The sequence below is a fragment of the Streptomyces sp. ICBB 8177 genome (assembly GCF_003144095.1).
GTDB lineage: Bacteria > Actinomycetota > Actinomycetes > Streptomycetales > Streptomycetaceae > Streptantibioticus_D.
The window spans coordinates 744,971-770,499 of sequence record NZ_NSKH01000018.1 but is presented as its reverse complement, the minus strand read 5'-3'; the positions used below and the strand labels follow the sequence as shown (position 1 = coordinate 770,499).

The 25,529-nt window shown below is 73.0% G+C and carries 25 protein-coding genes and 1 pseudogene; 10 read left to right on the top strand and 16 right to left on the bottom strand.

Features of this window, described 5'->3' with window-relative positions:
- Positions 1 to 115: 115 nt before the first annotated feature.
- Positions 116 to 394: a DUF6343 family protein gene (locus CK485_RS11800; protein ID WP_109449730.1), complete on the top strand. Its 279-nt coding sequence runs from the start codon at positions 116 to 118 to the stop codon at positions 392 to 394.
- Positions 395 to 424: 30 nt separating this feature from the next.
- Here the strand turns inward: CK485_RS11800 and CK485_RS11795 are convergent, their stop codons facing one another.
- The 7 genes from CK485_RS11795 to CK485_RS11765 all read right to left on the bottom strand — a co-directional run bounded on the left by CK485_RS11795 (position 425) and on the right by CK485_RS11765 (position 5,844).
- The gene (locus CK485_RS11795; protein ID WP_109452843.1) at positions 425 to 604 is read right to left on the bottom strand and encodes a CDGSH iron-sulfur domain-containing protein; all 180 of its coding nucleotides are present in this window, start codon (positions 602 to 604) and stop codon (positions 425 to 427) included.
- A 67-nt stretch (positions 605 to 671) separates the two neighbouring features.
- Positions 672 to 1,343, bottom strand: coding sequence for a HemK2/MTQ2 family protein methyltransferase (locus CK485_RS11790; protein ID WP_109449729.1), 672 nt, complete (start codon positions 1,341 to 1,343; stop codon positions 672 to 674).
- 14 nt (positions 1,344 to 1,357) lie between these two features.
- Positions 1,358 to 2,458 (bottom strand): iron-containing redox enzyme family protein, encoded by a 1,101-nt coding sequence (locus CK485_RS11785; RefSeq protein ID WP_109449727.1) that lies wholly within the window; start codon positions 2,456 to 2,458, stop codon positions 1,358 to 1,360.
- The gene (locus CK485_RS11780; protein ID WP_109449725.1) at positions 2,455 to 3,645 is read right to left on the bottom strand and encodes a glutamate--cysteine ligase; all 1,191 of its coding nucleotides are present in this window, start codon (positions 3,643 to 3,645) and stop codon (positions 2,455 to 2,457) included. The genes CK485_RS11785 and CK485_RS11780 overlap by 4 nt, the downstream gene beginning before the upstream one ends.
- Before the next feature lie 73 nt (positions 3,646 to 3,718).
- Positions 3,719 to 4,606, bottom strand: coding sequence for an SDR family oxidoreductase (locus CK485_RS11775; protein ID WP_109452841.1), 888 nt, complete (start codon positions 4,604 to 4,606; stop codon positions 3,719 to 3,721).
- Between the two features lie 454 nt (positions 4,607 to 5,060).
- Positions 5,061 to 5,228, bottom strand: coding sequence for a hydrophobic protein (locus CK485_RS11770; protein ID WP_109452839.1), 168 nt, complete (start codon positions 5,226 to 5,228; stop codon positions 5,061 to 5,063).
- A 205-nt stretch (positions 5,229 to 5,433) separates the two neighbouring features.
- Positions 5,434 to 5,844, bottom strand: coding sequence for a VOC family protein (locus CK485_RS11765; protein ID WP_109449723.1), 411 nt, complete (start codon positions 5,842 to 5,844; stop codon positions 5,434 to 5,436).
- A 243-nt stretch (positions 5,845 to 6,087) separates the two neighbouring features.
- Between CK485_RS11765 and CK485_RS11760 the strand changes: the two genes are divergently transcribed.
- The 4 genes and pseudogenes from CK485_RS11760 to CK485_RS11745 all read left to right on the top strand — a co-directional run bounded on the left by CK485_RS11760 (position 6,088) and on the right by CK485_RS11745 (position 11,056).
- Positions 6,088 to 6,504: a CBS domain-containing protein gene (locus tag CK485_RS11760; protein WP_109449721.1), complete on the top strand. Its 417-nt coding sequence runs from the start codon at positions 6,088 to 6,090 to the stop codon at positions 6,502 to 6,504.
- Between the two features lie 323 nt (positions 6,505 to 6,827).
- Positions 6,828 to 8,977 (top strand): annotated as a pseudogene (gene helR / locus CK485_RS11755) (RNA polymerase recycling motor ATPase HelR).
- Between the two features lie 474 nt (positions 8,978 to 9,451).
- Positions 9,452 to 10,114: a polysaccharide lyase gene (locus CK485_RS11750; protein WP_109449719.1), complete on the top strand. Its 663-nt coding sequence runs from the start codon at positions 9,452 to 9,454 to the stop codon at positions 10,112 to 10,114.
- Between the two features lie 54 nt (positions 10,115 to 10,168).
- Positions 10,169 to 11,056 (top strand): chitosanase, encoded by an 888-nt coding sequence (locus CK485_RS11745; RefSeq protein WP_109449718.1) that lies wholly within the window; start codon positions 10,169 to 10,171, stop codon positions 11,054 to 11,056.
- A gap of 91 nt (positions 11,057 to 11,147) precedes the next feature.
- On the opposite strand, the gene CK485_RS11740 is transcribed toward CK485_RS11745, so the two are convergent.
- On the bottom strand, positions 11,148 to 11,801 hold the full coding sequence (locus tag CK485_RS11740; RefSeq protein WP_109449716.1) for a TetR/AcrR family transcriptional regulator: 654 nt from the start codon (positions 11,799 to 11,801) through the stop codon (positions 11,148 to 11,150).
- Positions 11,802 to 11,937: 136 nt separating this feature from the next.
- Between CK485_RS11740 and CK485_RS11735 the strand changes: the two genes are divergently transcribed.
- The 4 genes from CK485_RS11735 to CK485_RS11720 are packed head-to-tail and all read left to right on the top strand — an operon-like array spanning position 11,938 to position 16,646.
- Positions 11,938 to 12,816, top strand: a complete 879-nt coding sequence (locus CK485_RS11735; protein WP_109449714.1) for a metal-dependent hydrolase — start codon at positions 11,938 to 11,940, stop codon at positions 12,814 to 12,816.
- Positions 12,817 to 12,842: 26 nt separating this feature from the next.
- Positions 12,843 to 13,946 carry a PDR/VanB family oxidoreductase gene (locus CK485_RS11730; RefSeq protein ID WP_109449712.1) on the top strand — a complete coding sequence of 368 codons (1,104 nt, stop codon included), beginning with the start codon at positions 12,843 to 12,845 and terminating at the stop codon, positions 13,944 to 13,946.
- 55 nt (positions 13,947 to 14,001) lie between these two features.
- Positions 14,002 to 14,865, top strand: a complete 864-nt coding sequence (locus CK485_RS11725; protein WP_109449710.1) for a M24 family metallopeptidase — start codon at positions 14,002 to 14,004, stop codon at positions 14,863 to 14,865.
- A complete protein-coding gene (locus CK485_RS11720) occupies positions 14,862 to 16,646 on the top strand; it encodes an SDR family oxidoreductase (RefSeq protein WP_109449708.1) in 1,785 nt (594 codons plus the stop codon). Before CK485_RS11725 ends, CK485_RS11720 begins: the two co-directional genes overlap by 4 nt.
- Positions 16,647 to 16,745: 99 nt before the next feature.
- On the opposite strand, the gene CK485_RS11715 is transcribed toward CK485_RS11720, so the two are convergent.
- The 3 genes from CK485_RS11715 to CK485_RS11705 all read right to left on the bottom strand — a co-directional run bounded on the left by CK485_RS11715 (position 16,746) and on the right by CK485_RS11705 (position 19,486).
- On the bottom strand, positions 16,746 to 18,071 hold the full coding sequence (locus tag CK485_RS11715; protein ID WP_241968296.1) for an MFS transporter: 1,326 nt from the start codon (positions 18,069 to 18,071) through the stop codon (positions 16,746 to 16,748).
- Between the two features lie 208 nt (positions 18,072 to 18,279).
- Complete coding sequence (locus CK485_RS11710) at positions 18,280 to 18,879, bottom strand: TetR/AcrR family transcriptional regulator (RefSeq protein WP_109449706.1); 600 nt, start codon at positions 18,877 to 18,879, stop codon at positions 18,280 to 18,282.
- A gap of 58 nt (positions 18,880 to 18,937) precedes the next feature.
- Positions 18,938 to 19,486, bottom strand: a complete 549-nt coding sequence (locus tag CK485_RS11705; protein ID WP_199239317.1) for a GNAT family N-acetyltransferase — start codon at positions 19,484 to 19,486, stop codon at positions 18,938 to 18,940.
- A 155-nt stretch (positions 19,487 to 19,641) separates the two neighbouring features.
- On the opposite strand from CK485_RS11705, the gene CK485_RS11700 reads away from it, so the two are divergent.
- Positions 19,642 to 20,532, top strand: a complete 891-nt coding sequence (locus tag CK485_RS11700; RefSeq protein WP_109452835.1) for an NAD(P)-dependent oxidoreductase — start codon at positions 19,642 to 19,644, stop codon at positions 20,530 to 20,532.
- 69 nt (positions 20,533 to 20,601) lie between these two features.
- On the opposite strand, the gene CK485_RS11695 is transcribed toward CK485_RS11700, so the two are convergent.
- The 5 genes from CK485_RS11695 to CK485_RS11675 all read right to left on the bottom strand — a co-directional run bounded on the left by CK485_RS11695 (position 20,602) and on the right by CK485_RS11675 (position 25,468).
- Positions 20,602 to 20,925, bottom strand: coding sequence for a DUF1330 domain-containing protein (locus tag CK485_RS11695; RefSeq protein ID WP_109449703.1), 324 nt, complete (start codon positions 20,923 to 20,925; stop codon positions 20,602 to 20,604).
- A gap of 147 nt (positions 20,926 to 21,072) precedes the next feature.
- On the bottom strand, positions 21,073 to 21,987 hold the full coding sequence (locus CK485_RS11690) for a LysR family transcriptional regulator (protein ID WP_109449701.1): 915 nt from the start codon (positions 21,985 to 21,987) through the stop codon (positions 21,073 to 21,075).
- A complete protein-coding gene (locus CK485_RS11685; protein ID WP_109449700.1) occupies positions 21,984 to 23,177 on the bottom strand; it encodes a glycine C-acetyltransferase in 1,194 nt (397 codons plus the stop codon). The genes CK485_RS11690 and CK485_RS11685 overlap by 4 nt, the downstream gene beginning before the upstream one ends.
- Positions 23,178 to 23,226: 49 nt before the next feature.
- Complete coding sequence (gene tdh, locus CK485_RS11680; protein ID WP_109449698.1) at positions 23,227 to 24,255, bottom strand: L-threonine 3-dehydrogenase; 1,029 nt, start codon at positions 24,253 to 24,255, stop codon at positions 23,227 to 23,229.
- Between the two features lie 271 nt (positions 24,256 to 24,526).
- Positions 24,527 to 25,468, bottom strand: a complete 942-nt coding sequence (locus tag CK485_RS11675) for a GDSL-type esterase/lipase family protein (RefSeq protein ID WP_109449696.1) — start codon at positions 25,466 to 25,468, stop codon at positions 24,527 to 24,529.
- Positions 25,469 to 25,529: the final 61 nt, after the last annotated feature.

Here is a 25,529-nt window from a genome sequence, read left to right as displayed (position 1 = left end):
CAGTGCCCACGCTTTCCCACGGGAAACGAGCAGTGCAGCGCGCCGGTGTTTTCGCCCGCGGGAGGCGGGGGTACCCGACCTCGCGAGACGAACGGAGAAGTGTGAGAGGAAGGCCATGACGGCGCGACCAGGGCGGTCCGGCGGGGACGTACCCCGTGCGGGCTCGGAACCTGTGACCGCGCGCAGTCCGTTGAGGCTGCGGTCGGCGCTGGCCGCCGTCGCGCTTGTGGTCTTCGCCGCGGGCACCGGTGCCCTGGCCTGGTGGTCGACGGCGACCACGACCGACGGGTCGCCGAACACGGCGGAACTGGCCACGCTCGCGGGTGTCTGCGGTGTGATCGCTGCGACCGCGCTGGTCGACCTGCTCGTCGTCCGCAGGCGGCTGCGCCGCTGACACACCGCCCGGTCACGCCGTGCCGACGGCTCAACGCTGCCTTTCGGCCTCGTCCCCGTCGCGTCGGCCGTCGCGCGAGCGCCTGCGGTGGCTGGTGTCGCACCACGGGTAGGTGCGGCTGCGGCGGCAGACGCACACCGCGCACTGGAACCGGTCGGAGCGCACGAGCGTCCCGTCCTCGAGTTCGACCTCCACCGGCCCCTCGACCATCAGCGGCCCGCCCGGGTCGAGCCGGACGCGCACCGGAGGCCTGCCCGCGGCTGCCGTCCCCGGCTCGTCAGACGACGCGTTCGGCACGGATCACCACCAGTTCCTCCGACCGCTGGTCCCGCTCGATCAGGCCGCGCCCGGCGAGACCGGCCGCCCGCGCGGACATCACGGGACCGAACGGCTCGTCGCTGCGGGCCGCCACGTCCGCCCGCAGCCCGCCGTCCCGGAGCAGCCGCAAGGTGGCGCCCACGCCGCACAAGCCGGAGTGCACCATCACCAGCGCTCCCCCACGGGCCAGCAGTGCCGGGGCGGCGCCGCAGATCCGGTCCACCAGTTCCCGGCCGTCCGGCCCCGCGTCCCAGGCGCGGGCGCGGCTGTGGTGGCCGGGCCGGCCGGCGAGGCGGACGACGTAGGGCGGGTTGGCCAGGACGAGGTCGAAGCGCTCGGCGGCCACCGGCGCGGCCAGGTCGCCCCGCAGGACGCGCAGCGGCACGCCGTGCAGGGCCGCGTTGCAGCGGGCGGCGAGGACCGCGCGGCGCGAGATGTCCACGGCGGTCACGTCCGCACCGGCGCGCGCGGCGGCCAGCGCGAGCACGCCGGTGCCGGTGCACAGGTCGAGCACGCGCGGCCTGCGCCCCTCACGCGCGGCGCAGGAACTCTTGTGGGCCAGTGCGGTACGGGCCAGCAGCAGGGAATCGGACTGCGGTTGGTAGACGCCCGGCGGACGCAGCAGCAACATGGCGAGCCTCCCGGTCAGCTGTTCGTGGCCGCGTGCGGTCCGTCCGGCAGCGGTAGCCGCAAGGACGTGCGTTCCGCACTCCAGGCACTCATCAGGTGGGCCGCGAGCCGTTCCTCCAGCAGGCTTGTGGCCTGGATGCCGAACACCACGTCGGCGGTCAGCTCCGGCTCCGCCGCCAGCAGGGCGCCGATGACCTCGTGGCGCATCACCTGTTCGTGGACGGCGTCCGCCTCGATGTGCTCGGTGTAGAAGTGGGTGAACGCGGGCTCGCCGTGCCCGGAGCGTTCCAGTGCGCGCACCATGCGTCGTGCCGAGGGCGCCGTGGTGATCTCCGCGGCGGCGAAGTGCCCGACGAGGGCGCCGCGAAGGGAGCGGTGCAATCCGGTCAGCGACATCAGGTTGACGGTGGCGAGGGTGACGGCGGGGGCGGCGTCGAGATACCCGCCGTACCGGTCGTCCAGTTCCGCGGCGGCGAGCAGGTCGGCGAAGAGGCGCGCGTGCACCCGCTCTCCTCGTCCGCCGCCGAACTCGTCGAACTCCACGGCCACCAGCGACGCCTTGGCCTGCCCGGTAAGCCGTGGGATGACCCAGGCGTGCGGGTCGGCCTCCTTGAGGTGGTAGACGGACCGGTGGGCGAGGTGTTCGCGTAGTTGCCACCACACCCCGGTGTCCGCGAGGTGGTGGGAGACGGACGGGCCCTGCGGGTGGACCGGCTCGGTGAGCAGCGCGTCGAGTTCGCCGGGAAGGTCTGTGCCGCCGGTCGTGTGCTCGCGCAACGCGCCCTCGAAGCCGCGTTCCAGGTCACCGCGCAGCCGCAGCAGGTCCGGATGCCATTCCCACGCCGCCGGGACGCCGGGGAAGCCGCGGTAGTGGAGTTCGTACAGGACGTAGAGCGTGAGCTGCACGTCCTCCCCGAGCGGATCGGCGGCGGCGGTCTCGCTCGGGCGGGGCAGCCGCAGCGGTTCGCCGGGATCCGCACCGGTCAGCGCGCCGAGCACGGCCGCCGACAGCTCGCCACGCGGGCTGGGCGGCGGGGCGTGGTGCGCGGACCGTGCGCAGGCGCGGGCTTGTGGTCGTACGGAAGGCAGCCCGGCCCGGACGGGAATCGCGGTCATGGTGCCTCCGTGGGATCGGGGTCCTCCGTCGAGGTAACAGGTGCCCTGGCAAGGTCGTCCCATTCCTGCCGGTTTCGTACGGACACGGTGCGCCGGATCAGCATGTCGACGACGGCCGCCGCGGGATCGGTGCCGGGGGCCCGGGCGGCGGCACGGCGCTGGCGCTCCGCCCCGGTGCCGTGCCGCCGCAGGCCGTCGAGCCCGCGCCGTACGGCGGCCAGGTCGCCGGTGTCCTCCAGCGCGGGGCCGATGTGCTGGAGGAGTCGGTCCGTCTGCTCCCACGCGCCGGCACAGGTTCCGGTGAGCGGGTCGACGGCGGGCCCCGTCATCCCGTGGCGCGCGGCGGACCACACGGCGGCGGCACCCAGTTGCGGGTCCACCGGTGCGGCCTCCCGCCCGGCGGCCAGGTCGCCCAGCGCCGAGCGCACGAGCGCGCGGGTGATCGCCGCCTGGAGCACCGCCTCGGCGGGCTCGGTGACCGCGTCGGCGGCCCGCACCTCGACCGTGGGAAGTCTGCCGGAAGGACGCGCGAACCAGAACGTCATGTGTGCGTCCACGAGCACACCGCACTCGACCAACCGCTCCACCATGGCGTCGTACGCACGCGCCGATCCGCACCAGGGCGGCAGTCCGTTGCCGGGGAACCCGCACTGCCGCACCGCGCGCCAGCTCGCGTAGCCGGTGTCCTTCCCGCGTTCGAACGGCGAGTTGGCGGACAGCGCGAGCAGGGTGGGCAGCCAGGGGGCGAGGTGGTTGACGACGGCCACGGCGGTGTCGCGGTCGGGCACGCCGACGTGGACGTGGCAACCGCAGGCGTGGTAGTCGGTGACCACACCCGCGAAGCGGCGGGCGATGCGGTCGTAGCGCGGGCCGGCGGTGACGGGCGCGTCGGCCGTCGTGACAGCGGTGCCGCTGGCCAGCAGCCGGACGCCGTGTGCGCTCGCGGCCAGGGCCAGCCTCCGCCGCCCCGCCACCAGCTGCCGCTCCAGCTCGGGCAGGTCGCGGCAGACCCCTGTGGCGTGCTCCACCTGGCCGGTCAGCAGCTCGGGATGGAAGCGTCCGCCATCGCCCGGCGCGTCGCCCGCAGCCGCCAGGACCGCGGGCGCGGCGGGCGAGACCTGCCGCGTGACCGGGTCGACGAGCAGGAACTCCTCCTCCACACCGAGGGTCCGTCCCGCGTCCTCCACCGCCCACCTCCTCGTGGCGCACGACCGGCACGTCCCGGTCGGCGATCGCCGCGCCGACGCGAGAGCGTCAACGTCATGGGATCGGTGTGCCGCCCGTCGCGTTGACGACCTCGGCGGTGATGAACGAGGCCTCCTGGGAGGCGAGGAAGACGTAGGCGTGCGCCATCTCGGCGGGCTGGGCCGGGCGGCCGAGCGGTGCCTGCTTCCCGAATTCGACGGTGTCGGGCAGGGTGGCGGGGATCAGCGGGGTCCACACCGGTCCCGGGGCGACCGCGTTGACCCGGATGCCACGGGGCGCGAGCATCTGCGCCAGACCCTGGGTGAACGTGACGATGGCGCCCTTGGACGTGGCGTAGTCCAGCAGGTGCGGGCTGGGCTTGTACGCCTGGACCGATGTCGTGTTGATGATGCTGCCGCCTTCCGGCAGGTGGGCGACGGCCCCCTTGGACAGCCAGAACATGGCGTACAGGTTGGTCCGCATCACGCGGTCGAACTGCTCGGTGGTGATCGCCTCGATGCCGTCGGGCTGGGACATCTGGTAGGCGGCGTTGTTGACCAGGATGTCGAGGCCGCCCAGCTCGGAGACCGTGCGGTCCAGGAGCGCCGCGCAGTTGTCCTCCTCACGCAGGTCGCACGCGACGGGCACCGCTTTGCGGCCCGCGTCACGCACCAGGCGTGCCGTCTCGGCCGCGTCGTCGCCCTCCGCCTCCAGGTGCGCGAACGCCACGTCCGCGCCCTCGCGGGCGAACGCGATCGCCACGGCCCTTCCGATGCCGGAGTCCCCGCCCGTGATCAGCGCCCGGCGTCCGGCCAGCCGACCCGCTCCGACGTAGGACTCCTCCCCGTGGTCCGGCGGCGGGTCCATCGGGCCCGTCCAGCCCGGATGCGGCTGGTCCTGCGCGGGCAGGTCCGGCTTCGGGTGCTGGTCGGCGGGGTGCTGCTGTTCGTGCCGCTCCGGCATGTTCTGGCCTCCGTGCGGTGTCCGGTCGATGGAGAAGCGCATCGCCCGCAAGACGTTCGCCGTGGGGAGCGATTTCGGTCTCTTTGCGAGTACCCGGTGAAGCGGGACCATGCACGGGCGCGAGCACGATGGCGGAACGGGAGTGACAAGGCATGGGCAAGGCCTCACCGGAGGCCGCCCGGTTCCCGACCCCCGGCGAGAGGTCGGGAGGACTCGCGGTCAACAAACGAAAGCACCCCCCGCAAAAGCCCTGGCGGCGTCGTGAGCGCCGCGCGCCGTCGTGTTGTCCGGCGAGGCCGCCGAGGCGGTTCCCGGCGCATGAGCCGATTCGTCATGTCTTGCTGGATGACGCGCGACAAACGCGTCCTCGCATGAACGCGCCGCAGCGGCACCCGTCCCCGGGTGCCGCTCCGGCCTGGTGCGCATCGCCTGATCGGGCTGATCAGGCGTCAGTTCACCATCGATACCAGCGACTGCGCCCGGCGCCTTCACCGGCGCGGATCAGGAATCCGAGCAGCCAGATCACCAGGACCGCCACGGCGACCCACCACAGCACCTTCAGTGCGAATCCCGCACCGAAAAGGATGAGGGCGAGCAGAAGAACCAAAAGCAAGGGACCCATTGTCATCCACCTCCACAACGGCCAGTGCCCCGGCTCCGGGCGATCATTCCTCCGCCGTCGGAAAGTGGTGAAGTACGTCGGGGGCACGCGGGCTCGGCGGCTCGGGCTCGGGGAAACGCGATGCACGGACGGACCAACGGGCCACCACGGCAACGTCGTTGTCACCCGACACGTTGTTCCCGCGCAGCTCGGGCACCCCCGGGGCTCACGCCGCCAGGTTCAGTTGCCAGGAGACGCCGAACCGGTCGTCGACCCACCCGAATCGCGCGCTGAAACCGTGGTCACCCAACGGCATCAACTCGGTGCCGCCTTCGGCGAGCGCGGCGTAGAGGCGGTCGATCTCGGCCTCGTTCCCGCACTGCACGAAGAGCGAGAGGGCCGGCGTGAAGGTGAAGTCGTGTGGCGCGGGGCTGTCGATGCACATGAACACCTCCCCCGCGAGTGAGAACGTGCCAAGCCGTACGCTTCCGGGCCTGCCGGGGCCTTCGGCGCCGTAGCGGTCGACGGCGACGATCTCCGCGTCGTCGAAGAGGGAGACGTAGAAGGCCATCGCCTCCTCGGCGTCGCCCTCGAACATCAGGAACGTGGTGATCTTCTTCGACGTCGGGATCTTCATGTCACTTGAGCCCTTCCGCGACGCGAGGAAGTCAGCGGCACGCTGCCGAGGCGGCCGGAGGGCCGGCCGGTGAATCTGATCTCGCGTCATGTGATGAGTGCGTCAGTGCGTCCACCGTAGGGCGCGCGGTCGAACGGCGGGCGGACCGCGGCGGAATCTTCCGCGCTCGGCGTGTTTGCGCGTTGTCCTACGCGGCACCCGAGGGGAAACGCAGCAGCGACCACCGACTCAGAAGGAGGCACCATGACGACCGCCCGGGAGATCATGACACCCGGCGCCGAGTGCGTGGCAGCGGACGAGAGTGTCACCGACGCGGCCCGCAAGCTGACGGACCTCGGCGTGGGCGCCCTTCCCATCTGCGGAACGGACCAGCGGCTCAAGGGCGTGCTCACCGATCGCGACATCGTGGTGAAGGTCCTGGGCGTCGGAAAGGACCCGTCGGACACCCCCGTGGGCAGCCTGGCGCAGGCCGAGGCCGTCACCATCGGCGCCGACGACGACACGCAGGAGATCTTCCGCACGATGACCCGCCACAAGGTCAGGCGGCTCCCCGTGATCGACGGGCACAAGCTCGTCGGCATGGTCGCGCTCGCCGACGTCGCGCGCAGCGTCCCGAACCCCGAGGCGGGCGCCCTCATCGAGGCGCTCTCCAGCGACTGACCCTCCCCGTCGGGTCCGACGAACCCATCGCGCGCCGCCCGGTCCTCCCCACGAGGCACCCGGGCGGCGCCGCGCATGCGCTCCCATGGACGGACACACGTCGCCGACCGGCGTCAGGAAAACAGAAAGGGCAAGGAGACCGTTCCTCTCCTCGCCACTCTCAACGTATAGCGCACCGGGGGCCTTGCGGCAAGGCCCCCGGCATGCCGCACAATCGCAGGCCGAAGCCATGACCAGCGCAAACAGGAGCCTCGCGACGTGCGTGTGTTGTCGTCAGCCTTTGATCAGGATCGCGGCGCGGGCCATCGGCCGGAGGCGATGGCATGAGGCCGCCGTCCCCCAGCGCGTTCGACCTGCCCGGCCGCCTCTCCCCCAAGGCCGACCCAGCGCTCATCGCCGATGACGACCGGCACTTCGCCGCCGTCGCGGAGAGCCTGCGCCGGACCGTCGCCGACCTGTCCTCCCGCCTCGACGCGCAGCTCAAGGCGCCCGGTGGCGTCGGCCGCGCCGCGATGGACCGGGACACCGAGGTCCACCGGCTCACCGCGCGGCTGCGCGCGCTGCGCCGTTTCGGGCTCGACCTGTGCCTGGGGCGCGTCGTGGCCGACGGCGACCCCGACCCGGTGTACATCGGCCGCCTCGGCCTGACCGACAGCACCGGGCGACGCCTGCTGGTCGACTGGCGTTCCCCCGCGGCCGAGCCGTTCTTCGCCGCCACCCACGCCCGCCCCATGGGCCTGGCGAGCCGCCGCAGGTACCGGTGGACGGGCGGGCGGATCAGCGACTACTGGGACGAGGTGTTCACCGCCGAAGGGCTCGAACACCATGCCGCGCTCGACGACCAGTCCGCGTTCATCGCCAGTCTCGGCGGCAGCCGGTCACCGCGGATGCGGGACGTGCTCGCCACCATCCAGGCGGACCAGGACGCCGTCATCCGCGCCGGGTCCCGCGGCGCCCTGGTGGTGGACGGCGGACCGGGCACGGGCAAGACGGTCGTCGCCCTGCACCGCTCCGCCTACCTCCTCCACTCCGACCCCCGCTTGGGGCACCGTCGCGGCGGCGTGCTGTTCGTTGGCCCCCATCAGCCCTATCTGGCCTACGTCTCCGACGTCCTGCCCAGCCTGGGCGAGGAAGGCGTGCGGACCTGCACCCTGCGCGACCTCGTCCCGGAGGGAGCCGGCGCCCAGGAGGAGACCGACCGCAGGTGGCCCCGCTCAAGTCGTCCGCGGGCATGGTGGAGGCGATCGAGGCGGCCGTCAGGTTCTACGAGGAACCACCCGGCGAGGGGATGACGGTCACCACCGACTGGTCCGACGTCTGGCTGAGCGCCGACGACTGGGCCGAGGCGTTCCGGGCGCCCGGCCCGGGCACGCCGCACAACGAGGCACGCGAGCAGGTCTGGGAGGAACTGGTGGCGATCCTGCTGGACAAGCACGGCGGCGACGTCCCGCCCGAGGCGTTCGGCAGGTCGCTGCTGCGCGACGAGGAGTTGGTCACGACCTTCCGGCGGGCCTGGCCGCTGCTGGACGCGGCCGACCTCGTCTCGGATCTGTGGTCGGTCCCCGCCTACCTGCGCATGTGCGCTCCCTGGCTGAGCGCCGACGAGGCACGCGCGCTGCGCCGCCGCGCGCAACCGCCGGCGTGGACCGACTGCGACCTGCCGCTGCTGGACATGGCACGGCACCGGCTCGGCGATCCCGGGGCGGCGGTTCGCAGACGCAGGCACGAGGCCGCCGTCGCGGCGGAACGCGAGCGCATGGCCGGTGTGATCGACAACGTGATCGCGGCCGACGCCGACGGCGAGGGCGCGGTGACCATGCTGCGGGGCGAGGACCTGCGGGAGGCGCTCGTCGACGAAACCGCGTTGCCCACCTTTGAACGGGAGCCGCTGGCGGGCCCGTTCGCGCACGTCGTCGTGGACGAGGCGCAGGAGCTGACGGACGCGGAGTGGCAGATGCTGTTGCTGCGCTGCCCGTCGCGCAGCTTCACCATCGTCGGCGACCGCGCCCAGGCCCGGCACGGCTTCACCGAGTCATGGCGGGAACGGCTGGAGCGCGTCGGCTTCGACCGCGTCACCCTCACGTCGCTGGGTGTCAACTACCGTACGCCGCGAGAGGTCATGGCGGAGGCCGAGCCGGTCATCCGTGCCGTCCTGCCGGACGCCAACGTGCCGGCGTCCATTCGTGACAGTGGCGTTCCCGTCGTGCACGGCTTGGTCGCGGACCTGGAGTCGGTCCTCGGCACCTGGCTCGACGCGAACGCCAACGGGACGGCCTGCGTCATCGGCGATCCCACGTTCCGGCAGACGCCACGGGTCCGGTCGCTGACGCCAAAGCTGGCGAAGGGGCTTGAGTTCGACCTGGTGGTGCTCGTCGATCCGCAAGCGTTCGGCGAGGGCGTCGAGGGGGCGGTCGACCGCTATGTGGCGATGACCCGGGCCACGCGGCAACTCGTGGTCCTCACCAGCGTCTGAGGGAGGCGCCGCGCCGCTCTCCCTCGCGGGAGGGGACGCCCGGTGCGCACCGGGGCCCCGGCAGCCGTCGTGGCATCGGCGGTGTCGTGGTTCGGCCACGCGTGGCGAGATTAGGAAAGTTTCCTAACATAGCTCTGGACGCCCGCGCGAGTGCGGCGCTAGCTTCTCCAATGCCAGGACACGTACACGTACCGCGACCAGGTACGCGAACACCTCCAGGCGCGGTGTCGCCGCGCCCGCCTCCCCCTAGGAGCGTCATGTCCGTCTCCGGCCACGCCCGACGACCATGCGGGAGCCCGCCTCGCCCTCGCCTGCGGTGCCGCGCTGGTCGCCGCCGCCACCGGCGCCTCCGCCGCGAGGGCCGCGCCCCGGCCGCACGCCGCCACGTGGACCGGCCAGTTCGCCGGATACGGGTCGAGCGCATGGAAGTCGGCCTGGGGGTACACAGCCAAGGGTGCTTGGGGCCAGGGGCAGTTGAAGGAGGACACCGACTCCGCGGCCCCGGGCGGCGGTTCCGCGCTCCAGGTCACCTACGGCAAGGGGTCGTCCGCCAACTCCTGCACGGACTGCGCCGATCCGGGCGGCGGGCAGTTCTACACCCAGCTGTCCGCCCTCGGACGGCAGGATCTCGCGAACGCGGCGACGCTGGACCTGAAGTACAGCCTGAAGCTCCCCAGCGGCTTCGACTTCGGCAAGGGCGGCAAGCTGCCCGGCCTGTACGGCGGCGCCATCGGCGAGGAGTCCGGCGGCAACCACGGCAAGGGCTGGTCGACCCGGTACATGTTCCGTGCCAAGTCCAGCCCGAACGAGGGTGAGGTCTACCTCTACACGCCCACCGACTCCGGTCCGACCGGTTACGGAGTGGACATCGGTGTGGGCGACTGGAAGTTGACCGCCGACGGCCACTGGCACACCGTGGAGCAGTCGGTGGACCGCAGGACCGGCGACGTCACCGTCTGGTACGACGGCCGGCAGGTGCTGTCCGCGAAGGGGGCCGCCTCGGGCGTCTCCGGGATCGCGTTCTCCGGGGTGTTCTTCTCCACCTTCTTCGGCGGCCACGACACCAGTTGGGGACCGAAGTCCACCGAACGCGCCGAGTTCGCCGGCTTCTCCCTCTCCACCTCCGTCCAGCACTGACCCGCAGCGTCGTGACGCGACGTCACACTTCCAACCGCGGAAAGGGAATCCAGCATGGCATCGCACAAACGGGCCCTCGCCCTCGGCACGACCGGCGTCGCCGCCGCCGTGACCGTCGCCTTCGTCCCCACCGCGCAGGCGACGAGCGCCCACACCGCGACGACCCCACCCGCGAGGGCCGCCGGGATCAGCCTCACGGACGACCAGCGCTACGCGATCGACGAGATCACCAACGTCTTCGAGAACGGCGACATCACCAGCGGCTTCGCCGCCATCGAGGACTACGGTGACGGCTGCGGCTACACCGCGGGATACATCGGCTTCTGCACCCAGACCGACGACGACGTCAGGCTCGTCACGTACTACGACTCGCAGGAGCCGGGCAACCCGCTGGCGAAGTACCTTCCCGCCCTCAGGAAGCTCGCCGCCGAGGGCAGCGACGCGCACACCGGACTGGACGGCTTCACCTCCGCGTGGAAGCAGGCGGCGAAGGACCCGGTGTTCGTGCAGGCGCAGTTCGAGCAGGCCCACATGAACTACCTGGACCCCGCGCTCACCGAGGCCCGGAAGGTCGGGATCACCTCCGCCCTGGGGGTGGCCGACTTCTTCGACACCGCCGTCGAGATGGGCCCGGACGGCGCCCCCGACAGCCCCGACGGTCTGCTGGTCCTGGTCGCAGAGACGACCTCGAAGGCGGGCGGCACACCGGCCTCCGGTGTCAACGAGCACACCTGGCTCGGGGTGTTCAACCAGGTGCGCACCGCGCACCTGAAGAACCCCAGGACCCCGGGCCGCAAGTCGGACTGGCCGGACAGCGTGGACCGGGTGCAGGCCTTGCAGCAGATGGCGTCGGCGGGCGAGTGGAGCCTGCCGCTGCCGCTGCACGTGGGTGCCGACTTCGGCTACACCATCCCCAAACGCGGCTCCGGCAGCCCGACCTGATCCCACGTCACGCCGATCGCCCCGCCCCCGCTGTCCCATTCGTGCGCGCTTCCCACGAAGGCGGCAGCGGGGCGGGCGCGTTCTCAGGGGGTCACACTCCCGCCTCCGGTTCCGCGCGCATCCCGGCGCGGATGCGTTCCCACTGCGCGGGGTCGTCCAGCGCGACCATCACCACCTGGTAGGCGGTCCGCTCGCACAGGTCGAGCAGGTCGGCGCGTTCCATCGCGGGATCGTCGAGCCAGGCGAGGACGACCTCCTCCATGTACGCGAGCCAGCCCGCGACCGAGAAGGCCAGCGCGGGCGTCACCGGCGCCCCGGCGCTCGCCAGTCCCTCGGTGATCCAGCCCGCGAGCGTCGAGCGCGCCGAGCGGTGCAGGGTGCGCACCCCCGCGCCGCCGCCCAGCCGGGTCACCGCCTGGTAGATGGTGGGATACCGGGTGACGTAGTCCACGAAGGTCTCGATTCCGGCGCGCAGTTGGGCGGCGGGGCTCAGGCCGGGGTCGGGCCGCACGTGGTCGAGGAGTTCCTGCGCGGCGGCCTCCAGGACGGTGTGCCGGAACTTGCGCTGCGATCCGAAGTAGTGGAAGAGCAGTCCTGGCGAGACCCCGGCCTCGGCGGCGACGGTCTCCACCGAGAGGTCGTCGATCGGACGGACCTCCAGGACGCGGCGGGCCGCCGACAGGATCTGGGTACGACGGTCGGTCGGCGGCATGCGCGGAGCGCGGGCGGCGGGGGTACGAGCCATGTCCCCATCCTATTGACAGGACCTCAATATCTCTTACTGTTGAGTAACCCTCAATAAAGCGCTCGCTTGCCGCACCCCTCCGCTGATTCCCCGCGTGAACCCTCACGTGATCCCTCTCGCTGACGGAGTCGCCGCCATGACCACCGCGGAAGACCACGCCGACCTGGTCCTTGAGCCCCGCAACGTCCGGTTCGACTGGTCCGGTCTGCCCATGCACTGGATACCGGGCGATCCGATGGCCACCCACACGATCAACGTGCTCCACCTGCTGCTGCCCGAGGGCGAGCGCTGGTTCGTCCGGGTCTTCAAGCAGGCGCTTGCGCTGATCACCGACGAGCGGGTGCGCGAGGACGTGATCGGCTTCGTCGGCCAGGAGGCGATGCACGCCGAGGCGCACCAGGGCGTGCTGGACCACCTGCTGGCCAAGGGCCTGGACCCGGCGCCGTACGTGCGGCAGATCGAGTGGCTCTTCCGGCGGGTGCTGGGCGACCGCCCCGGCCTGTCCGGCGCGCAGCAGCGCGAGCACGTGATCGAACGCGTCGCCGTCATCGCCGCCATCGAGCACTTCACCGCCTTCCTCGGCGACTGGGTGCTCAACGCGGACGAGCTGGACCGCGTGGGCGCCGACCCGGTCATGCTGGACCTGCTGCGCTGGCACGGCGCCGAGGAGGTCGAGCACCGCAGCGTGGCGTACGACCTGCTGTGCCACCTCGACCCGGGCTACGGGCGCCGGGTGCGGGCGATGGCCGTCGCGGGCCCCGTCCTGTACTGGCTGTGGGTGCGCGGCGCCCGCTTCCTGATGGCCGCCGACCCGGAACTGCGCGGCCGGGTCCGGGCCACCTGGCGCGGCTACCTCGCCAGTGCCCGGCGCGGGCTGCTGCCCGACCTGCGCCGCACCGCGCGCTCCGGCGCCCGCTACCTGCGGCCGCACTACCACCCCACCCAGGAGGGCTCGACCCGGCAGGCCGTCGCCTACCTCGGCAGCTCTCCCGCCGCCCGCGCCGCCGCCCACTGATCCGCCGCGACCAGCCCGAGGACCCCATGAGCCGCACCGCCCCCAGCCCGCCGGCCGCCGCACCGCCACCGGACGTCAACGGCCGGCACCGCAGCGACCGCATGATGCGCCTGCTGACCGCCTTCGCCGACGTCTACATCCCGCTCGCCGGACGCCGCCGCCCCAGGCCCGCGCCCGCCCCGGTGGACGACGCGCTTCAGCTGCTCGTGACGCGGCGGCGCCAGGAAGCCGACGACGTGGTGTCGTTGCGGCTGACCGCGCCGGACGGCGGGCGGCTTCCGGCCTGGCAGCCCGGCGCCCATCTGGACGTGACGCTGCCGTCCGGGCGCCGCCGCCCTTACTCGCTGTGCGGCGACCCGGCCGACGTCCACGCCTACCGGATCGCCGTGCGCAGGATCGACGGCGGGGGCGGCGGATCGGTGGAGGTGCACGAGGCGTTGCGTCCCGGTACGCGGATCACCGTGCGCAGGCCGCGCAACGCCTTCCCGTTCGCGGCCGACGCCTCGGTGCTGCTCGTCGCGGGCGGGATCGGCATCACACCGGTGCTGCCGATGGCCCGCGAGGCCGAACGGCGCGGCCTGGACTGGCGTTTGGTGCACTGCGGACGCACCCGCGCGTCGCTGCCGTTCGCCGACGAACTCGCCGAGCTGGCCGCGCGCTCGCCGGACCGGGTGGAGGTGCTGACCGACGAGGAGCACGGCGTGCCGGACGCGGCCGGGCTGCTGTCCCGCGCGCCCGCCGGCTCGGCCGTCTACTGCTGCGGGCCCGGGCCGATGCTGGACGCGGTGCGGGCCGCGTTCGACGCGAGCGCGGCGCGGGCGCTGCACTTCGAGCGCTTCACCGCCGCGCCGGTCCGCGACGGGCGTCCGTTCACGGTGCGGCTGCGCGGCAGCGGCGAGGTGCTGGACGTGCCGGCGGACCGCTCCGCCCTGGAGGTGCTGCGCGAGCGCGATCCGGCCACCCCGTACTCGTGCCGACAGGGGTTCTGCGGGGTGTGCGCGGTCCGGGTGCTGGCGGGAGAGGTCGAGCACCGGGACCGCAAGCTGACCGACGAGGAGCGGGCGGCCGGGCGGATGCTGGTGTGCGTCTCGCGTGCCCCGGAGGGCGGGTGCCTCGAACTCGACCTGTGACCGCATCCCCCCGCCCTCGCACCCACGTCACCGTCCGACATCCGGAAGGCCCGCCATGAGCACCCTCTCGCCGCCCCGCAACGGGCGTGCCCCGTCGTTCCGTTACGACGACCGCGACCTCGACCGCTTCCGTGAACTCCAGCAGCTCGCCTACCGGTGCGCCGGCCGGGTCGCCGACTGGCTGGAACCGGGGGTGACGGAGCGTCAGGCGGCGGCGCGGCTGCGGCGCGAGCTGGTGGCAGAGGGCGTCGAGGACTTCTTCCACGTGCCGTTCGCCTGGTTCGGAGACCGCACCGCGTTCCGGCACTTCCGCACGCCCTTGCAGTTCTTCGCCAGTGGCCGCGTGCTCAGGCCCGGCATGTCGTACGTGCTGGACTGCGCGCCGGTCGTGGACGGTTACACCGCCGACATCGGGTACGCGGGCAAGGTCGGCGACAATCCCGTCTGGGACCGCATCGCGGTCGACCTGCTGGAGTACCGCGACCTGATCCTGCGCGAGGTGCGGGCGCGCAAGCCGCTCAACGAGGTGTACGCGGCCGTCGACGCGCTGATCGCCCGGCACGGCTACGACAACCGGCACCAGGTCTACCCGGGCCGGGTGATCGGCCACCAGGTCACCCGGGTGACCCCGCGCGGTCCGGCCGGGGTGAACCTCTTCGGCTTCGGCGTGCGCACCCTCCAGACGCTGGGCCGCGAGCTGATCAGCGAGCGGCTGCACGGGCGCTCCCCGCTGTGGGCGGACGGCCGCTCGTCGGCACATCCGCCGACGCCGGGGCTGTGGGCGGTGGAACCGCACGTCGGTTTCCGTGATGTGGGCCTGAAGTTCGAGGAGTTGCTCGTGGTGACCGAGGACGACGCCTACTGGCTCGACGACGACCTGCCGCACGTGCGGCGCGTCCACGAGGGGGCGCTGCGATGAGCGGCCCGGCGGAGCGGACCGGACCGGCGGCGGTGCGGCGGCGCACGGTGGACTCGGCCGGGGTGCCGCTGGCGGTCTACGAGCAGGGCGACGCGCACCGGACCACGGTGCTGCTGGTGCACGGCTATCCGGACACGCACCGGGTGTGGGACGACGTGGCCGACGAGTTGGCCCGCGACCACCACGTGGTCCGCTACGACGTGCGCGGCGCCGGGGCCTCCGGGCGGCCTCGGCGGCGCGCGGACTACCGGCTCCCGCTGCTCGCCGGTGACCTGTTCGCCGTCGTCGACGCGGTCAGCCCGGGCGAGCCGGTGCACGTGGTGGCGCACGACTGGGGGTCCATCCAGTCCTGGGAGGCGGTCACCGAACCCGGCGCCGCCGAGCGCGTCGCCTCGTACACCTCGCTGTCGGGGCCGTGCCTCGACCACGTGGCGCTGTGGATCCGGCACCGGCTGGCCCGACCCACGCCCCGCCACGTGGGCCAACTGCTCACGCAGGCCGCGCACTCGTGGTACATCACCGCCTTCCACCTGCCCGCGCTCGCCCCGGCGGCCTGGCGGCTGGGGCTCGCGGACCGCTGGAGCACCGTGCTGCGGCGGATCGAGGGCGTCACGCCCCACCCCGGGCATCCGCAGCCGACGCTCGCGGACGACGCGGTGCGCGGCATCACGCTGTACCGGGCGAACATGCTGCCCCGTATGGCGCGACCGCGGCAGCGGCCCACCGACGTGCCGGTGCAGCTGATCACGTTGACCAAGGACCACTACGTCAGCCCGGCGCTGTCCGAAGGACTGGAGCGGTGGGCGCCGCGGTTGTGGCGGCGTACCGTTCCGGCGACCCACTGGTCGGCGCTGCTGGAGAAGGGAACGACCGTGGCACGCATGGTCAGGGAGTTCACCGGTCACGTGGAGGGCGAGCCGGCCGCTCCCGGGCTGGACAGGGCGGGTCGCAAGGAGGCCGAACGGGGGCCGTTCGCGGGGAAGTTGGTGGTCGTCACCGGCGCGGGGTCCGGTATCGGCCGGGCCACGGCACTGGCGTTCGCCGAGCGGGGCGCGGACGTGGCGGTCTGCGACCTCGACCTGGAGGCGGCCGAACGCACCGTGGAACTGGCGGGACTGCTCGGCGCGAGCGCGCGGGCGTGGCGGGTCGACGTCTCGGACGGCGCGGCCGTGGACGCCTTCGCCGCCGAGGTCGCGGCCGAACTCGGCGTGCCGGACGTCGTGGTGAACAACGCGGGCATCGGCCACTCGGGGACGTTCCTCGACACCACCGAGAAGGAGTGGAAGCGGGTCCTGGACGTCAACCTGTGGGGTGTCATCCACGGCTGCCGTGCCTTCGGGACCCTGATGCGTGGCCGCGGGGAGGGCGGTCACATCGTCAACCTCGCCTCGGCCGCCGCCTACCTGCCCTCGAAGGTGCTCGCCGCGTACGCCACCAGCAAGGCGGGCGTGTTCATGCTGTCGGACTGCCTGCGCGCGGAGCTGGCGCCCGCGGGGATCGGGGTGAGCGCGATCTGCCCCGGCATCGTCAACACCAACATCACCCGGACCGCGACGTTCTCCGGCCTGAGCGACTCCGAGCAGGACGCCCGCCGCAAGCGTGTGTCGGGGATGTACGCCAAGCGCAACTACCCGCCGGAGAAGGTGGCCGAGCAGATCCTGCGGGCGGTGAGCGGGAACAAGGCGGTCGTCCCGGTGACGTTCGAGGCCAAGGCGGCCCGGCTCGTCGGCCGCCTCTCCCCCGCTCTGCTGCGGCTGACGGCGCGCGTCAACGCGGGGTGATCCGCGGGGTCGGCCGTACGGCTCGCGCGACGGGGCGACGCTTGGGTGCGCCCGGTGGTCGGCGTTCTCCGGTGCCGACCACCGCGCGCCGGCGGGACGTCACTTCCGTGTCGTGAGCGGCAGCTTCTCGGCGTCGTCTGCGCGCACCGGTTCAGCGACCGGTGCGGTGGCGGCACTCTCCATCGCGTCCAACCGCCTTCCGCAGGCCCGCTGTTGGACCAGGGAGACACCGGCGACGGCCGCCCCCAGCGCGATCCAGCCCGCGGGCCCAGCGGCCAACACCGCGCCGGTGAGCAGTAGCGGCCCGGCGGACTTCTGCACCGCCGACGACACTCCGGCAACGCCAAGGTAGGCGGGCCGCCGGGCGGGCGGCGCAAGGGAGACCGCGAGTTCCCACGAGCTCACCGTCCGCATCAGCTCCGCCAGGGTCACCAGGACCGCCGCCGCCAGCATCACGCACACCGCCGGCCACGTGCCGCCCGTCGCCGAGACCGCCAGCACGAGACAGCAGGCGAACATCGAGGCGCCGTACAGGCCGACGGCCCGTGCCGCCCGCCGCGGGCCCTCCGCTCTGGCGGACACCCGCATCTGGAGGACGACGACCAGCACGGTGTTGACGGTGAGGAGGACCGGGACGATCGCGTGCGGCGCGGTGGTGCGGCTGACCAGCCACAGCGGCATTCCCACGTTGAGCACGGAGTCGTCCAGGTTGAGCGGGGTGTCGAGCGCGACGAACAGCAGGTAGCCCCGGTCCCGCCAGGGGTTCCGCCCGGCCGCCGTCGCCGACCCGGTCGGTGCCACGGCGTGCGACCTCACCGCCTCGTGCTCGCGCGCCGCCGCACGCGGGTGGGCCGATTCCCGCAGGCGGCCGACGAGCACGGCCGCGACCACGAACGACGCGGCATCCGCCAGCACCAGGCCCCGGTAGGCGCCGGCGGTTCCCACGGCGAGCCCGAGGGCGGCGACGCCGGCGCCGACCGCGTACCCGGCGTTGGTGACGCTGCGCGACAGTCCCCGGTAGGTCGAGTGCCGCTCGCCCGCCACCAGAGTGGCGAAGAGCATGTCCAGCATCTTCGCCGCGCGGTCGCCGAGACACGTGACGGCGACCACCGGCAGCAGCGTGGCGAAGCTGCCGCACAGCAGCAACAGGCTCATGGTGACCAGGCGCAGCAGGTGGCAGCCGACCAGCAGGGAGCGGGCGGGAAAGCGGCTCGCGAGGTGTCCCGCCAGCGGCGCCCCCGCGACACCGGCGATCGCGGACACGCCCAGCAGCAAACCGACCTGACGTGGAGTCAGCTGACTGACGAAGGTGAAGTAGAGCACCGCCGCCGAGTTCCACATGCCGGATCCGGTGCGGTCGAGGAACTGCGCGAACAGCATGATCCGTGCGTCGCGTCCGCCCGGCGGGTGACGCAGCTGCGCCACGAGCCCCGTCCCTCCGCGTCCGCCTCCCCAACGCACAGCACCGCGCAGCATGAGCTCCACTCCCCGTCCGTACCGATGGCATCGCCTGTACGGGAGGCAGCCTGCCGCGACTTCATCTCGACGTCAAGATACTTGATGGCGACATACCTTGGAGGAGGGGACGAGGCCTCGTCCGGGTTCGGGCCGGCCGTGACGCCCGCCGGGGACTTCAGCCCCTTCCCACGACCGCCGCGTCCAGCAGCGGCCCCAACTCGCGTACCACCGTCTCCAGCGCCCGCACGTCGCGTTCGGCCCGCGCGATGAGGATCGCGCCCTCCAGGGTGCTGATCATCAACGTCGCGAGCGCGGCGGCCCGTTGGGGCGGAACGCCCATGCCGGCCAGCGCGTCGGCGACCGGACGGGTCCAGCAGGCGAACGCGTCGGCCGCGGCGGACCGGGTGGAATCGGCGGTCTGCGCGCAGTCGACCGTCGCGGCGGCGACCGGGCAACCGGCCGCGAACCCGTCGGCTCGGTACTCGTCGGCCCACTGCCCGACCATCGCGGCGAACAGACCGCTCGGCGTCGGCTCCTCCCCCATCGCCGCGAGGAAGCGCGCCACGCGCCCGGCCGCGTAGCGCCCGGCCCACTCGACGGCCTCATTGACCAACTGTTCCTTGCCACCGGGGAAGTAGTGCCCCAGCGAGCCCCGAGGCGCCTCGGCGTGGGCGACCACGTCGCGCAGGCCCGTGGCGGCGACCCCGTCACGCCGGATGAGCTGGGCCGCGCTGAAGACCATGCGTTCGCGCGGCCCCCGTACGGACTCCGCCATCACCGACCTCCCAACCGCTCACCGCCGCGCGCGGCGACTGCCACATCCCGCGGTGCCGTCACTCCACGATTCCGGCCAGCTTATAGACGCCGACGAGACCGCCCTCCGTCCACGCCGACCGCTCCAGCTCCAGGCGGCGCGCAAGGGCGGCCAGCAGCGCCTGCCGACCGGGCAGCGCGTTCGCGCAGACGCGCCGCACCCCGCGCCGCCGGGCCCGGTCCAGCAGGACCTCCAGCATGGCGCTGCCCAGTCCCTGCCGCTGCCAGGCGTCGGCCACCAGCACACCGAGCTCCGCCGCTCCCGCGACCGTGTCCGACACGGCGACGAGTCCGGCCAGTGCGAGGACCTGGTCGCCCTCCGGGTTCCTGACGACTACGGCGTCGTGCGTCTCCGCCGGGCCCGCCAGCACGCTGTCCAGGTAGGGCGCGGGCCAGCGGTGGAGCCGCCCGAAGAAGCGCAGGCGCACCGTCTCGGGCGAGCACCGCGCGAACAGCGTGTCGAGCGCGTCCCGGTCGCCCGGCCGGAGCCCGTCGACGCACCAGCCGGACGCCACCGGACCGCTCGCCGCGCGGGTCGCGCCACTCGGCCTCGCCGTCGCGGCCGGCACACCCCTCGCACGCTCCTGACCAGCGACGGCCTCCGCGTCCGACCGCTTGGGACCACCCTCTATGACAGCTGTCATAATCGCTATTATTATGACGCTCGTCATAGTCGGCAAGCCCTGGCACGCCCAGGGCACAGCGAGCGGTGGTGTTACCCGTGGTGGACGCCGGATTCATCGGCCTCGGCGTGATGGGACAGCCCATGGCCCTCAACCTGGTCCGCGCCGGCGCGGACCTCGTCGTCTGGAACCGCACCGCCGCTCGCGGTGCGCCGCTGCGGGAGGCGGGCGCGAAGGTGGCTCAGGAGCCGGGCGAGGTCTTCGCCGAAGCGCGCACGGTGCTCCTGATGCTGGCCGACGAGGCGGCCATGGACACCGTGCTCGCACGTGGCACGCCGGGGTTCGCCGAGCGGGTCGCGGGCCGCACGGTCGTGCACATGGGCACGACCTCCCCCGGCTACTCCCGCGACCTCGGCGCCGCGATCCACGCCGCGAAGGGCCGCTACGTCGAGGCGCCGGTCTCCGGCTCCCGCGAACCGGCAATCCAGGGGCGGCTGGTGGGAATGCTCGCCGGTGAGCCGGAGGCCGTGGAGGCGGTGCGCCCGCTGCTGCGTCCGCTGTGCCACGAGACGTTCGTCTGCGGTGCGGTTCCCGGCGCCATGGCGATGAAGCTCGCGGTCAACCTCTTCCTGATCACCATGGTCACCGGGCTCACCGAGGCCTTCCACTTCGCCGCGGAACACGGCCTGGACGCCGAGCGGTTGGCGGCCGTGCTGGCGGCCGGGCCGATGGCGAGCGCGGTCTCGCGGACCAAGGGGGCCAAACTGACGGCCGGTGACTTCGGCGTGCAGGCCGCCGCGACCGACGTGCTCAAGAACAACCGGCTCATCGCGGAGGCCGCCCGCGGCGCCGGGGCCGCTTCACCGCTGCTGGACGTCTGCCATGCCCTGTTCGCCGAGACGGTCGCCCTAGGGCACGGGGACGGGGACATGGTCTCCGTGCTGCGGGCGATCGAGGCCAGGACGCGGGCGACCGCGCCCACCGGGGAGTAACGGGCCCACCGGGCAGCGACGGGACCCGGTGATCGGTCAGGGGCGTGCCCGTGGCCCGTCCGGACGCCTTCAGTGCTCCAGCGCGCTCGCCGCCCGGTAGTCCGCGGGGACACCCTGGGCGAAGACGATGTCCGCCTCCATGTGCTCGGTGCGCAGCGGAAGGATCGCGCGGTAGGCGGGCGAGTCGTACCAGGCGCGCAACCGGTCGAGGTCGGGGAACTCGATGATGATCAGGTCCTTGCCCCACGAGCCCTCGACGACCTCGACGTCGCCGCCGTGCACCACGAAGCGCCCGCCGAACGGGTCCAGCGTGGCGTCGATGCGCTCCAGGTACGCGACGATGTCGGGGCCGAACTCGACGCTGCGGACGTGGGCGACGGCAAAGGCGGTCATGGCTGCTCCCTGTGCTCCCCGGACGTGTGCTCCGGTACGGCTTCTCGCTTACGGGAACGAAACTATGCGGGGCGCTCGGACCGCCGAATCAGTCGTGCTTAGGTACTTCGCGCCCGCGCCCGCGTATCGGCTCGCGCCCCCGCCCCCTCACCGCGTCGACAGCCCGTCCGCCGCCAGGGCCAGCGCGTCGAGCACCGGCCGGATCAGCGGATGGCGGTCGGCGCCACGGCGTACCGCGGCGAACACCCTGCGGGTGGCGGCCGGGCCGGTGACCGGGCGCACCACGGTGTCCTTCAGCTCCATCCCGCGCAGCGCGGAGCGCGGCACGAGCGCCACCCCCGCGCCCGCCCCGGCCAGCGCCACGACCGCCCGGAAGTCGTCGGACGAGTGGGTCAACGCGGGCTGGAATCCGGCCAGTTCGCAGGCGAGCAGCATCACCTCGTGGCAGGGGTTGCCCGGGTACGGGCCGATCCAGTCGTCGGCGGCCAGCGCGGACAACGCCACGTCGGGCGCCTGGGCGAGCGGGTGCGCGGCGGGCAGCACCGCGTCGAACGGCTCGGCGTACAACGGCACGCGCGCCAGGCGCTGGTCGTCCTCGCGGGGGGCGCCGCGGTACTCGACGGCGAGCGCCACGTCCGCCTCGCCGTCCAGCACCATCGGCAGGCTCTCGTCGCCCTCGGCGTCGCGGACCCGTACCCGCAGGGAGGGCCGGTCGTCGCGGAGCCGGGCCACGGCGGGGGCCAGCACCTCGGCGATTCCGGTGGCGAAGGCGGCCACGGTGACCTCGCCCGCGGTGCCGCCCGCGTAGGCGGCCAGCTCGGCCTCGGCGCGCTCCAGCTGGGCGGCGACGGTGTTGGCGTGCGCCAGCAGGATCTCCCCGGCCGCGGTCAGCCGCACGCCCTTGCCGCTGCGGGTCAGCAGCGTGTGGCCGGTCTCCTGCTCCAGGGCGGCCAGTTGCTGGGACACGGCGGACGGCGTGAGGTAGAGGGCCGCGGCCGCGGCGGTCACCGTACGGTGGTCCGCCGCGGCCCGCAGTATCCGGAGTCTGCGTGGGTCGATCACCCAGCCATTGTCGCTCGCGCGTCGACGAACGCGGCCACGGCCCGCTCGACGTCCTGCGTGGAGTGCGCGGCGGACAGCTGGACGCGGATGCGCGCCTGGCCCATCGGCACCACCGGGTAGGAGAAGCCGATCACGTAGACGCCGCGCTCCAGCAGCAGTTCGGCCATCCGTCCGGCCTCGGCCGCGTCGCCGATCATCACCGGGGCGATGGGGTGGTCGCCGGGCAGGATCTCGAAGCCCGCCTCGGTCATCTTCGTGCGGAACAGCTTGGTGTTGGCCTGGAGCCGGTCGCGCAGCTCGGAGGCGGTCTCCAGCAGGTCGAGGACCTTCAGGGAGGCGGCGGCGATCACCGGGGCGAGCGAGTTGGAGAACAGGTACGGGCGGGAGCGCTGGCGCAGCAGGGCGACGATCTCGGCGCGGGCGGCCACGTAGCCGCCGGAGGCCCCGCCGAGCGCCTTGCCGAGGGTGCCGGTGACGATGTCGACGCGGTCGGTGACGCCGTGCAGTTCAGGGGTGCCGCGCCCGCTCGGGCCGGTGAAGCCGACGGCGTGCGAGTCGTCGACCATGACCAGGGCGTCGTAGCGGTCGGCCAGGTCGCAGATCTCGTCCAGCGGCGCCACGTAGCCGTCCATCGAGAAGACGCCGTCGGTGACGATCAGGCGGCGCCGAGCGCCGGACGCCTCCTTGAGCTTCGCCTCCAGGTCGGCCATGTCGCGGTTGGCGTACCGCAGGCGCCGGGCCTTGGACAGGCGGATGCCGTCGATGATGGAGGCGTGGTTGAGGGCGTCGGAGATCACCGCGTCCTCGGCGTCCAGCAGCGTCTCGAACACACCGCCGTTGGCGTCGAAGCAGGAGGAGTACAGGATCGTGTCCTCCTGGCCGAGGAACGCCGAGAGCCTGGCCTCCAGCTCCTTGTGCACGTCCTGGGTGCCGCAGATGAAGCGCACCGAGGCCATGCCGTAGCCCCAGCGGTCCAGCGCCTCCTTGGCGGCCGCGATCACCTCGGGGTGGTCGGCCAGACCCAGGTAGTTGTTGGCGCAGAAGTTCAGCACCTCACCGGGGGCGCCGCCCGCGGTGACGGCCACCGACGCGGACTGCGGGGTGCCGATGACGCGCTCGGGCTTGAACAGGCCGGCGTCCCGGATCTCGTCGAGGGTGGCGCGCAGGTCGTCGCGTACGGACGCGTACATCAGGGTTCTCCTAGGGTCGGGCGGCGCGGGGGTGGCGGCCGGGGGCCGCTCAGACGGTCCAGTCGAGGATGATCTTGCCGCTGCGGGCGGTGGCGGCCTCGTCGAAGGCGGCGTCGAAGTCCGTGCAGGCGTAACTGCCGGTGATCACGGGGGTGAGGTCGAGACCGCCCTCCAGCAGCACGGTCATCGCGTACCAGGTCTCGAACATCTCCCGGCCGTAGATGCCCTTGACGGTGATCATCGAGGTGACGATCTTCGACCAGTCGACCGCGAACTCCTGCGCGGGCAGGCCCAGCATCGCGATGCGGCCGCCGTGCGTCATGTTGGCGACCATCTCGCGCATCGCCTCGGGACGGCCGGACATCTCCAGGCCGATGTCGAAGCCCTCCTTGAGGCCGAGGCGGGTCTGCGCGTCGGCGATGGTGGACTCGGCGACATTGAGCGCGAGGGTGGCGCCGGCCTTGCGGGCCAGCTCCAGGCGGGGCTCGCTGACGTCGGTGATCACGACGTTGCGGGCGCCGGCGTGCCGGGCGACGGCGGCGGCCATGATGCCGATCGGACCCGCGCCGGTGATCAGCACGTCCTCGCCGACCAGCGGGAAGGACAGCGCGGTGTGCACGGCGTTGCCGAACGGGTCGAAGATCGCGGCGACGTCGAGGTCGACCGGCGTGCGGTGCACCCAGACGTTGGACGCGGGCAGGGCGACGTACTCGGCGAACGCGCCGTCACGGCCCACTCCGAGGCCGATCGTGGAGCGGCACAGGTGGCGGCGGCCGGCCAGGCAGTTGCGGCACTTGCCGCACACCAGGTGGCCCTCGCCGCTGACCAGGTCGCCGACCGCGATGTCGGCGACGTCCGCGCCCACGGCGGCGACCTCGCCGACGAACTCGTGGCCCAGCACGAGCGGCGTGCGCACGGCCTGCTGCGCCCAGCCGTCCCAGGACCGGATGTGCAGGTCGGTGCCGCAGATGCCGGTGCGCTTCACCCTGATCAGCACGTCGGAGGCGCCGTAGTCGGGTTCGGGCACGTCCATGAGCCACAGACCGGGTTCCGCGTGCTGCTTGACAAGGGCCTTCATCGGCGCGACTCCTGGGCGTACGAAGAGCTGGGCCCACCGATCAGGCGCTGACCAGCGGCGATCATCAATGTGCCGACCGGAACGCCGCCGCGTCCATCGAGGATTTCTTAAGCAGGGCAACAGAACGGCTTCACGCCAGGGGCGAGAGGGGTCCGAGCGGCTCCCGGGCCCGGGCGTGTCGCCGGGGTCCGGGAGGGGCCCGGGGCGCCGGACTCGGCCCACGCCGCGAGACACCTGGGGCCCGGCAGGCGGGCGCCGGGCCCCGCCGCTGTCAGCGGCCCCGGGCCTCCAGCGCCCGCTGGAAGACGTCGGCCAGCAGCGCGTGGCCCTGCCGGGTGGCGTGGATGTCCTCGTAGGGTGTGCACATCCACGTCAGGGCGCAGATCCGCGCGACGTTCTCCGGGACGCTGCCGAGGCCGGGGGCGTCGACCGGGGCGAAGTCGTTGGTCTCGAAGGCGGCGGAGGCGTCGGCGACGCGGAAGCCGTTGATCCGGAACGCGGTGCTCAGGACGACGTTGAGCGTGTCGGCCAGCGGCACCGACAGGTCCGCCAGGGTGTGGCCGCTCGCCCCCAGCAGCCAGGTGGCGAGGAAGGGGTCGTAGTACGTCATGCCCGCGTAGCGCGGTCCGCCCCCGCCCGCGGCGCGCAGCTCGGCAGCGATGCGGGGCACGTCCTTCGTCACCGTGGCCAGGCCCTCGGCCACGCAGCCGGTGTCGATGCCGGAGGCCGAGAAGCAGCCGTCGACGTCGTTGGCCCCGATGTCCAGGGTGACCGTGGTGACCTGGCCCCGGTGCCGCCTCAGGAACGCGGTGGCGGCGTCGAGTTGGGAGCGGGCGCCGGAGTAGGAGCAGATGCCGCCGTCGATCATGGTGGTCGTGGTCTCGCCGCTGCACCCGAGCTGGACGTGCACCAAATCCGGGTCGCTCTTCTTCAGCCGCTGGTAGAGCTGGTCGGTGTAGGACACGCCCGGTACGTCGGTCCTGGCGTCGGGCTGGTACCCGGCGGCGAGCGAGTCGCCGAGCGAGAGGTAGTAGTGCGTGCGGGCGTGCGCCGGGGGGACGGGCGCCGCGGAGGCGGGAGTGGCGCACACGGCCGCGGGCAGCAGCGCGGCGGTGACGGCGGCAGCGGCGGCGAGCCCGCCCGGCCCGGTGCGCGGCCCGCGGCGGGTCCGGCCCCCGGTCCTCCACGAGCGGTTGAGCACGTCGGACAGCATGGTGCGGCTCCTTCCGGCCGGGCTCCACCGCCCGCGCGCGGCCGATTATGGGCACCGGTGA